The organism is Flavobacterium sp., assembly GCF_027531905.1.
Classification (GTDB): domain Bacteria; phylum Bacteroidota; class Bacteroidia; order Flavobacteriales; family Flavobacteriaceae; genus Flavobacterium.
The window spans coordinates 84,199-95,122 of sequence record NZ_JAPZSU010000008.1 but is presented as its reverse complement, the minus strand read 5'-3'; the positions used below and the strand labels follow the sequence as shown (position 1 = coordinate 95,122).

The window sequence follows — 10,924 nt, the reverse complement described above, 5'->3', positions numbered from 1 at the left end:
TATCAAACAAAATTGTTAATTCATTGCAACACGATCTCAAATTTTGTCAAACCAAAAAACACTTTCCTTTTTGTTCTGCCCCAATTAATTCCACTTGTTTCCTTCCTTTTTCATAAATTAGCGCCATCAATCCAAACAAAAAATTTGCATCATGTTTCAAAAAACGACACTTTTATTGGTCTTTTTAGCACTTGCGTCTTGTAACAACAACGCAAATAAAAATGAAAAAATCAAAGCTTCGCAATGGTTGTTGGGCAAATGGACCCAGCAATCTGAACAAGGAATTTTAGAAGAAACATGGAAATCCGTAAACGACAGCACTTTTGAAGGCACTTCGTATTTTATAAAAGGAAAAGATACTTTGCACAACGAAACAATTGTGTTGCAACAAAAAGAAGAAAACCTCATCTATAAAACTACTATAAAAGGCGAAAATAATGACGAAGCCGTATCGTTTCCCCTCACCTCCACCACCGAAAAAAACTTGGTATTCGAAAATCCAAAACACGATTACCCTCAAAAAATTAATTACAAATTAGCCAATACCAATACGTTGATCGCGAAAATTTCTGGAAAACAAGCGGGAAAAGTTACCTCAGAAAGCTATACCCTCAAAAAGGTAAAATAATACACACCCATTACTCTTTTACACCTCGATTCTAAAAAATCGAGTTTTTTTTTATCCGTAAAACACTATCGTTGAAACGGATAGAAAGTTGTCTTTGTTTTTATTTTTATTTATTCTAAATAAATTTTGTTTGTATAATAAAGACTTTTACATTTGCTTTGTTATTTTAATTAAATCTAAATAAGGTAAGAGAAATGTTTCCTATTATAAATAATATTAAGTCCAATACAACAATCTTCTATTTGATATTAGTCTTTTGTTCTTTAACTATTTATGGTCAAAAATCAACTACAGGTGTAATAATTGATCAAACTTCAACTCCAATAGTAGATACTACAATAGAGATCATTGAATTAAATATCGCTACCAAGACAGATGAAGATGGTAAATTTAGTATAGCATTACCTTCTGGAGAGTGGACTTTAAAAATAAGCCATTTTGGGTATGAGAATCATTCCTACAAAATAAATACCAATAGCAAACAAAATATACAAATTCAATTAAAAAAGCGCACCAATCAATTGGCAGAAGTTGCTATTAAAGGGAAAACAGCCGCAAAAAGACAAAAAGAGACTGGTTTTACTATAGAGATTATAAACACCAAAGAATTACAAAATTTAACATTAGATGCCAATCAAGTACTCAAAACCAAATCTGGAATAAACATAAGAGAATCAGGCGGATTGGGTTCTGGTTTTAATTTATCATTAAATGGTCTATCTGGGAATCAAATACGATATTTCATGGACGGTGTCCCTATGGAAAACTATGGTTCATCATTGACCTTAAATAATTACCCAATCCTTTTATTAGAATCTATTGAAGTTTACAAAGGTGTTGTACCTATTAATTTTGGAGGTGATGCTTTAGCTGGAGTGATTAATATGAAAACTGAAAATAAAAAAGAATCCTTTTTAGATGCTTCTTATAGCTATGGTTCATTTAATACAAGTAGGTTTGCCCTTAGTTCTAAATATTATAACAAAGAAAATCAGTACTATTTTAAACTAAACTCTTTTTATAATTATTCCGACAATAATTTTAAAACCGATAATGTTCCTGTATTTGATGCTTTAGGAAACATTACTGGTACTGCATCTGTTAAACGATTTCATGATCAATACAAATCAGCAATGTTATCAGGTGAATTTGGATTGGTAGACAAGTCTTTTGCGGACATACTTAGTTTTAAACTTACTTATGCCCAAAACAAAAAAAACCTACAACATCCTGAGTTTAATATATTAAGACCTTTTGGTGCGTTTAATACGAGAAATAACACCTATTTATTTTCTGCTAATTATAAAAAAGCATTTCAAAAATTAAGAATTAATGCAAATTTAGTTGGAGGTAGGGTTCAAGAAATAATAGACGATACCAGTGATAAAAGATACAACTGGTTGAATGAAGTAATTGAAACAAGAGATCCAGATGATTTCAAAGGAGAACTTTTTGAAAGAAGATCATTGTTTACATTACAAGATATACTATTTAATTCTCAAGTCTATATAAAATATCCATTTAATAAAAACCATGACTTATCTGTTAATCTGGTTCATAATTATTTAAAAAGAAAAGGAAATGATGCAGTAGACGAATTAAATAGGGCTTTCAAAACACCAAGTACTCTTCAAAAATATATAACAAGTATTGCCTATACATTTAAGGATAATAATGAAAAAATTGACTTTTCAGCATTTGCAAAAAGATATCAATTATTAGCGTCAATATCTTTGAATGATCCTTTGGACAATGTAGATGCAATCATTCTTTCTGAGCCAAATTATTCTAAGATAGGCTATGGTGCGTCTTTAGCACTGCATCCTTTTCGTTTCTTAACCACAAAACTATCTTACGAAAAAGCATACAGACTACCTGAATCTTATGAAATATTAGGAAATGGTGTTAGTCAGAGTCCTAATATTAGATTAAAACCCGAAACTAGCGATAATTTTAATATTGGGGTTATCATACAAAAAAACATTTCGAATGTGGAATTAGAATATGAATCAAATATATTTTTAAGAAAATCAACTGATTTTATTCGTTTTTCACCACAGGGTCCTTTCGGAAATTATGAAAATTTACAAGATGTTTTGAGTAGAGGAATCGAAAACAGTATTAGCATTGATTATAAAAAGATAGCTAAACTTTCTACCAATGTTACCTATCAAAATATTACAGAAGAAAATCAATTTAATGAAGGTGTTTTAAATAGTAATTACAAAGGAAAAGTAGCTAATATTCCAACATTTTTTATGAATATCAATCTATCGGTAAAACCTTTTTATAAAAAATTTGACAACAGGTGTACACTATATTGGAGTACATATTTTGGAGATGATTTTTACTTAGCAGAAGAAAATGGTGGTGCTTCAGGAGAAAAAAACACCATCCCTTCTCAATTGACGCATAGATTCGATCTAGAATATATTTTTAAAAATAAAAAATTTAGTATTTCTGGTTCTGTCACAAATCTAGCAGATGCAAAAGTTTACGACAACTTTAGAATTCAAAACCCCGGAAGAGCAGCATACATAAAATTACGCTATTCCATTAAATAACTCAAATATAAATATCTATGAAAAATTTAAAAAACTTAAATTGGGCATTAGCAGTGGCATTGCTAACATTAGGATCTTGTGATAGCGATGATAATAAATCGAACACGAACGATCAAAAATCCTCAGGAATTTCAATGTCATTGATTACCTCTGGAGCAGCTGGAACTGAATACATTGTAAGTAAAGAAGATGTAATGTCTGGAGAAATTTCAGCTCAAGGAACAGGAATAGAACAAACAGGATGGCGTTTTTATTATCCAGTGGGCAAAACTTTATTTGCATCGGGATTTAGTACTGATAATCAATGTGCTGGCTATGCAGCAAATAATGAAGGGGTTATTCAGCTAAAAGGGCAATTCATTTTTGAAAACTCATTAGAAATGTTCGGGAAATCAGATGATAACAAAACATTACTAGCAATGGAAATTCCACGTGTTGGCTTTGCAAACAGAAGATTACATTTTATTAATGTAGATAATGTATCGGTTCAAAAAATTGTGGGCACAAAAATTTTCTCTGACGAAGCAAACAAGCAAGTAGCTTGGCCAACAGCTTTAGAAGTTAGATCAGATAAGTTATTTATCCCTTATCATGTCTTAGATTCAGAGGGTAACTTTTCTACACTTGATGCCAATAAAGCCTATGTAGCTGTATATTCATATCCAAATGTTGGGACAACTCCCGAAAAAATAATCAGTGATGATAGAACTTCAAATATTGGACTAAACGGAGGAACAACAGGATTAATAGAAACAGAAAGCGGCGATTTATATTCGTTTTCTTGCGGAACAGTTTCAGCTGGTTTTTCGACTGCATCAACAAAACCTTCTGGAATTTTAAAGATCAAAGCACAAACAACAGAATTTGATAAAGACTATTTCTTTAATATAGAAACAGCAACCAATGGCGGAAAAATATTTTGGTTTGACTATATCGGAGGGAACAAAGCTTTGGCTAGAATATTGAAAGCTGACACCAATATTCCTTGGGATGCTTTTTCTAGAAGCCAAACAGCATTTAATCAAAAGTTAGTCATCATAGATTTAGTTGCAAAAACCGTTACTGATGTAGCCAATGTCCCTTTACATGCTAAAAGATATACTTCTCCTGTATTTATCCAAGATGGAAAAGTTTACGAAAGTATAGAAACAGAAACAGAAGCCTATGTATATCAAATAGACATTGCTACAGCTACTGGCAAAAAAGGAGCTAAAATAGTAGGTCAATCTATCAAAGGATTTTACAAATTATAATCTAAATGTTTAAAAAATAGATTTGTATTTCTAACACTTCAAAACAAATTATTGTTTTGAAGTGTTAATCGTTTATAAGGTATTTACAAGATGAAAAAAAATAATTTTAAAAATACAATTCGACAAATACACCTTTGGTTAGGGTTGAGTACTGGTTTGGTTGTTTTTATAGTAGCTATCACTGGCTGTTTGTGGGTTTTTAAAACTGAAATAGAGAGTTTATATTCAGATTATAAAAAGGTAATTCCAATTAATCAGGAATACATTAGTGCTTCAAAAATAAAAGAAATTGCAAGTAAAGAAAATCCAAATCGGAAAATTCATGGTGTACTATTTGGACAACCAGACGAAGCTATAGAAGTAATTTATTACGAAGCCGAACCTGAAATATTTTACCAAAGCCTATTTTTAAATCCATATACTGGAAAAATAATTCACCAAGTAGATAATGATGGTGGTTTTTTTGGATTTATACTAAAAGGACATATACGCTTATGGTTACCAGAAGCAGTTGGTTCATTAATAGTATCGTACTCAATATTATTATTTTTTGTATTGATAATTACTGGATTAATCCTTTGGTTACCCAAAAAAAGAAAAAATTTGGGTCAACGACTACAATTCGATTGGAATAACAAAACACGATGGAAACGCAAAAACTTTGATTTACATACCGTAGTTGGATTTTATACCTCAGTATTCGCTATAATCTTAACTTTTACAGGATGTGTAATGGCTTTTGGATGGTTTTACTACATCACTTATATCGCTACGGGTGGTGATAAAAATCCTAGATTTGTAAACCCTAAAAACGAAAAAGTCTTTACCCAAGTTGCTCCCAAAAATCTAGTTGATGGATTAATCCCAAACTTAAAAAAAGAATATAAAAACGTAAGAAGTTTTGAACTACATTTTCCTGAAAATGACACAACTTCAATTTTGGTTGAAGTTTCTAATTCTGATGAACTTCATTACGACATGGATTATCTTTTCTTCGATCAAAATACTTTAAAAGAGCTTGAACCCAATAGCATCTATAGTAAATACAAAAACGCAAATTTTGCAGACAAAGTTATTCGTATGAATTATGACATTCATATTGGTGCTATTGGTGGGATTACAGGTAAGATTATTGCATTCATAGCGAGTTTACTTTGCGCATCACTACCTATAACTGGTTTCTTATTATGGTGGGGCAGAAAATTTAAATAACAATAAAAAAATAAAACAAGAAGCTGGACTCATTTAATTGAGTAGTATCCTCTTGATTTTATCGAATAATTCCGTTTTGTTACGAAGTTTGATGGGTAATATTAATTAAAAAAAATATACTTGATATTGATAAAAACTTCTTAACTCCAATATTTTTAAGCATTTAAGTTTTCTAAACAAACCATACTTGCCGTTTTTTATTTGGTATGGTAAAATAAAACAATGATTTCACATTAAATTATGAAACTCCATTAAACCTTTTACCTTTATTTGTGTCTATATATAGATATCAAAAGCGGTATACAAACGCTAAATAAATATTGGTAAATTATTATTTATTTTTACCTTTGCTATTATTTTTATTTATTCTAAATAATACTAAAAAACATATCGTTTTACCTTTTCAAACATGAAAAAATACTTTTTAACCCCATTAGTCTTTACTGTTACTCTATTATGCAGTGCCCAACAAAAAAATAGCCTACTCGATCAATCCTTTTGGAAAACTTCGCCAGATGTGGCTGCTGTAAAAGCCGAAATCGAAAAAGGCAACAGCCCAACTGCGGCAACACCCAATGCTTTTGATGTAACCGTAATGGCTATCAATAATGATGCGCCAGCTGCTACCATTAAATTCTTATTGGAACAACCCGGAAACGAGGTAAACAAATTGACCCACGACAACCGAATTTACTTGCATTGGGCGTCTTACAAAGGTAATGTAGAAATTATAGAATACTTAATCGCCAAAGGCTCTGACATTCATCTGGAAGACAGTAAAGGGGAAACACCGCTTACCTTTGCGGCCATTGCAGGACAAGCAAATCCAAAATTATACGAAGCTTTTTTTAAAGCTGGCATTGATCCAAAGAAAAAATACAAAGACGGTCTTACTTTATTACTAATGGCCATTCCAACGGACAAAAATTTAGCAGTTAGCGACTATTTGACAACAAAAGGATTATCCATAAAAGATGTAGATAGCAACGGCAATACAGCATTTGATTATGCTGCAAAAACTGGCAATGTTGCTTTCTTGAAAACCCTTTTAGCAAAAGGAGTAAAATACACTAACAATGCGCTTCTTTTTGCCGCTCAAGGTACACGTAAAGAAACAAGCACGCTCGAAACATACAAATATTTAGTAGAAGAATTGAAAATCAAGCCTACTACTAGCAGTAAATCTGGTGAAACGGTGCTTCACTATTTAGCAAACAAACCCAATCAAACAGAAATCATAGCCTATTTTCTATCCAAAGGTGTAGATCCTAACCAAGCAGATAAAGAAGGAAACATACCGCTGATGCTTGCTGCTGCTGGTCGTGAAACTGCTACTTTGGAACAATTAATAGCGGTAACTAAAAACACCAATGCGCAAAACTCAAAAAAAGAAACTGCCTTAACTTTTGCCGTTAAATCAGGAACACCTGAAGCAATCACGCAACTTTTGAATCATGGTGCTGACATCGCGGTAACCGATAAAGATGGCAACAATTTAGGCTACTATTTGATTCAATCGTATCGCCCTCAAATGGGTGCAGGACGAGGCCCTGAAGGAACGAACACGCCAAAAGAAGATCCTTTTGAAGCTAAAATAAAGATTTTACAAGACAAAGGTTTACGTCTTTCTTCACCTCAAAAAGATGGAAACACACTCTATCATTTGGCGGTTATCAAAAACGATTTAAATTTGCTCAAAAAATTAGCCTATTTAAAAATAGCGCTCAACGCAAAAAATAATGATGGCTTAACGGCTTTACACAAAGCGGCTATGACTACAAAAGACGATACGATTTTAAAATATTTAGTATCTATTGGTGCTCAAAAAGAAAGCAAAACAGATTTTGACGAAACCCCGTACGCATTGGCCAAAGAAAACGAAACATTAACCAAAAACAAAACAGATTTAGAGTTTTTGAAATAGTTTAGTTAGTGGTTAGTGGTTAGTATTTAGTCCTTAGTGATTAGTCTTTAGTGATTAGTCTTTAGTGATTGGTGGACTAGCAATTAGTTTCAAAAAACTCATAATTCATAACTCATAATTCATACTTATAATTTATCCTCATAATGAAATCATTCTTAAAAATAAGCTTACTTGTACTTATCAGTTTTTTATCTTTTCAAGCCACTGGCCAAACTAGCAAATACAAATGCATGTTGCAAATGTCTAATTATGTGGGCGAAGGCGCCTATGTTGTAGTATCGTTAATCAATCCAAAAGGAGAATATGAGAAAACGCTTTACGTAATGGGTGACGATAAAAAATGGTACAAAACCGTCAAAGAATGGCATAAATTCCAATCGAAAAAACAAGAAAACATAAGTGCCAAAACTGGAGCTTCTGTAACTGGAGGAGATCGCAGCATTACCACTATTGAGATAGAAGATGCCAAAATCAACAAAGGCTACAAACTCCGTTTTGAAAGTGCTGTAGAAGATAACAAATACTATGTTGCCGATGCCGAAATTCCATTAACAACAGAAGGATTGGCTACCAAAACGGATGGCAAAGGGTATATCCGCTATGTACGATTCAATAAAATCTAAAAGCATCTTGTAAAAAATAGGTAAAGTCATTTAAGATTGAGGAACCACAGCCTTCATCTTACAGGGCATTCGCTTTTAAAAATATCCACCACGACCCGAGCGATAGCGAATAGGCGAAGCAATTCACTAATGAATCACGAATTAAAATGTGTTTTAATGACACGAATTATTAATGTTGCTGGAATTCGTGACATTCAATTTCAGTTTCGATGACAATTAGTGTCAATTGGTGTAATTTGTGGCTAACTTTTTTTAAATGCGAATGCCCTGTCTATCTTATTTGACTTCGTTTTTTTCAATTTGTACATCATAAAAACTAAAAGTCCTTTTTCTATGACTCTCTCCTTTTGGCGCTACGCACATTTGGTTCTAGCGATTTTCTCTTCCCTTTTTTTAGCCCTAGCAGCCGGTACGGGTACCATTTTAGCTGTAGATGCCATTCAAGAAAAAATACCTTCTTACCAAGTCAGTAATTTCGATAGAATAACGTTAGCAGAAACGCTTCCTGTTTTACGAAAAACCTATCCTGAAATAACAGCAGTAAGTGTAGATCACAATCAATTTGTTCTTCTTGAAGGAATAGATCAAGAAGGCAATGACGTAAATGCCTATATAGATCCAACCAATGGTAAAATTCTAGGAAAACCAACCCCAAAAAGCGAATTCATACAATGGACCACGGCTTTGCACCGCTCTTTGTTTTTAAAAGAAACCGGACGATTTATAGTAGGCTTTATTTCATTTTTATTGGCGCTTATTGCACTTTCTGGCTTGGCGTTACTCATTAATCGTCAAAGAAGCATTCGAAGTGTATTTACTAAAATAATAAAAGAAAACTTCGCCCAATATTATCACATTATTACTGGAAGATTAGCACTGTTGCCGATACTCATCATTGCGATTACTGGTGCGTATCTTACCCTTGAAAAGTTTCATTTTTTTATAGAAAACGATGCTTCAGCAACCGAAACGGTAGCCCAGCCTTCGTCCAAAAAACAAAAAACATCTTTTTTCAACACCACGCTTTTGGCTGATGTCACCAAAATAGAATTTCCTTTTTCGGATGATCCTGAAGAATACTTTATCATTCATCTAAAAGATAGAGAAATAGAAGTACATCAAATAACTGGAGCTGTAGTTACCGAAAAACCAACAGCAACCACCACACAATTGAAAGACCTAAGTCTCGATTTACACACCGGAAGAACTAGCATTTTATGGGCTGTAATTCTAGGTTTGGCTAGTATCAATCTGTTGTTCTTTATTTATTCTGGATTTGCGATGACGTTGCGACGCAGAGCCAGTCGCATAAAAAACAAGTTCAAGGCCAAAGACAGCGAAATCATTCTACTCGTAGGTTCAGAAAACGGAAGTACCCTGCGATTTGCCAATGCCGTGCAACAGCAATTTATTGCTCTTGGCAAAAAAACCTATCTCGCCGAGATGAATTCCTATACCCTGTTTCCAAAAGCAGAACAATTGCTAGTTTTTGCAGCAACTCACGGTATGGGCGATGCTCCATCTAATGCGAATCAATTTATTGAATTATTGAGTAAAACTACACAAAAACAAAAAATCAAAACCGCTATTATTGGTTTTGGGTCTAGATCCTATGAGGATTTTTGTGGTTTTGCTTATGATTTAGAAGTTGCATTAGCAAAACAAAATTGGAGCGAAACCATCGTACCGTTACATACCATAAACGACAAATCAACAGAAGAATTTGTGGCTTGGATTCAGTTATGGAATACTGCAACTTCCTTACCTCTTGCTACTACTCCATCGCTTTACAATACAATTCCAAAGGGTCTACAAACTTTTGAAGTTGTATCCAAAACACAAGTATCAACGGACGAAGACACCTTTTTGGTCAGCTTCAAAACGCCTTGGACGACCAAATTCCAATCGGGAGATTTGTTAGCCATTTATCCTGCTAACGACAGTAGAGAGCGTTTATACTCCATCGGTAAACACGACGAACAACTACAATTGGTGGTCAAATTACACGAATACGGATTAGGTTCGGGTTATTTGAATCAACTTGAAATAGGTGCCAAAATAAAAGCACGAGTAATCACGAATACCGCTTTTCACTTCCCGAAACAAGCGACCAAAGTTGCTTTAATTTCTAATGGAACTGGAATTGCGCCGTTCTTAGGAATGATTCAAGAATCGACACCCAAAACGGAAACGCATTTGTATTGTGGTTTTAGAACCGAGACAAAAAGCGTTACAAGCTATACAAAACTAGCCCAAGAAATGATGGACCTACAAAGGCTTCAAAGCTTTAATTTGGCCTTATCTAGAACAGCAAACGGCTGTCGTGTAACACAGTTGGTCGAGCGTGATGCCGCTTTTTTCAAAGCGCTGTTAAATGAAAATGGCGTTATAATGATTTGCGGTTCTTTGGCGATGCAAAAAGATGTAGAAAAAGTGCTCGAAACCCTTTTGGGTGAGACCAATTCCAGCGTTTCTGATTATAAAGCCAAAGGGCAAATCTTGACGGATTGTTATTAGAATGCCTTTCCCCGAACCTCTCCAAAGGAACGGGAGAAGCTATTTAAAGATTAGTCGCAATGTAACTATTTCCTGCAAGGTTTTCAAAACCTTGTAGGTATCTTTGTTTGATTCAATATAACTGCCGTAACTCATACCAAATAGTCAAAGTATTTTATTCACTTTGCGTCTCTGCGACTTTGCGTGAAATTGAACTCGCAAAG

At 33.6% G+C, this 10,924-nt stretch carries 7 protein-coding genes; all 7 read left to right on the top strand.

Annotated features, from left to right (window positions below):
* Window positions 1-151: 151 nt before the first annotated feature.
* Window positions 152-628, top strand: a complete 477-nt coding sequence (locus O9307_RS02570; RefSeq protein WP_298295028.1) for a DUF6265 family protein — start codon at window positions 152-154, stop codon at window positions 626-628.
* A 194-nt stretch (window positions 629-822) separates the two neighbouring features.
* Window positions 823-3,192 (top strand): TonB-dependent receptor plug domain-containing protein, encoded by a 2,370-nt coding sequence (locus O9307_RS02565; protein WP_298295026.1) that lies wholly within the window; start codon window positions 823-825, stop codon window positions 3,190-3,192.
* Window positions 3,193-3,209: 17 nt separating this feature from the next.
* Complete coding sequence (locus O9307_RS02560; RefSeq protein WP_298295024.1) at window positions 3,210-4,445, top strand: DUF4374 domain-containing protein; 1,236 nt, start codon at window positions 3,210-3,212, stop codon at window positions 4,443-4,445.
* A 90-nt stretch (window positions 4,446-4,535) separates the two neighbouring features.
* The gene (locus tag O9307_RS02555) at window positions 4,536-5,657 is read left to right on the top strand and encodes a PepSY-associated TM helix domain-containing protein (protein WP_298295022.1); all 1,122 of its coding nucleotides are present in this window, start codon (window positions 4,536-4,538) and stop codon (window positions 5,655-5,657) included.
* A gap of 409 nt (window positions 5,658-6,066) precedes the next feature.
* Window positions 6,067-7,581 carry an ankyrin repeat domain-containing protein gene (locus O9307_RS02550; RefSeq protein ID WP_298295020.1) on the top strand — a complete coding sequence of 505 codons (1,515 nt, stop codon included), beginning with the start codon at window positions 6,067-6,069 and terminating at the stop codon, window positions 7,579-7,581.
* A gap of 143 nt (window positions 7,582-7,724) precedes the next feature.
* A complete protein-coding gene (locus tag O9307_RS02545) occupies window positions 7,725-8,204 on the top strand; it encodes a DUF2271 domain-containing protein (RefSeq protein WP_298295018.1) in 480 nt (159 codons plus the stop codon).
* Window positions 8,205-8,537: 333 nt separating this feature from the next.
* Window positions 8,538-10,721, top strand: coding sequence for a PepSY domain-containing protein (locus O9307_RS02540; RefSeq protein ID WP_298295016.1), 2,184 nt, complete (start codon window positions 8,538-8,540; stop codon window positions 10,719-10,721).
* The last annotated feature ends 203 nt before the right edge of the window (window positions 10,722-10,924 follow it).

Bases quoted from the DNA above. Each gene is read 5' to 3' on its own strand.
- O9307_RS02570 (WP_298295028.1), top strand. From the start codon at position 152: ATGTTTCAAAAAACGACACTTTTATTGGTCTTTTTAGCACTTGCGTCT.
- O9307_RS02565 (WP_298295026.1), top strand. From the start codon at position 823: ATGTTTCCTATTATAAATAATATTAAGTCCAATACAACAATCTTCTAT.
- O9307_RS02560 (WP_298295024.1), top strand. From the start codon at position 3,210: ATGAAAAATTTAAAAAACTTAAATTGGGCATTAGCAGTGGCATTGCTA.
- O9307_RS02555 (WP_298295022.1), top strand. From the start codon at position 4,536: ATGAAAAAAAATAATTTTAAAAATACAATTCGACAAATACACCTTTGG.
- O9307_RS02550 (WP_298295020.1), top strand. From the start codon at position 6,067: ATGAAAAAATACTTTTTAACCCCATTAGTCTTTACTGTTACTCTATTA.
- O9307_RS02545 (WP_298295018.1), top strand. From the start codon at position 7,725: ATGAAATCATTCTTAAAAATAAGCTTACTTGTACTTATCAGTTTTTTA.
- O9307_RS02540 (WP_298295016.1), top strand. From the start codon at position 8,538: ATGACTCTCTCCTTTTGGCGCTACGCACATTTGGTTCTAGCGATTTTC.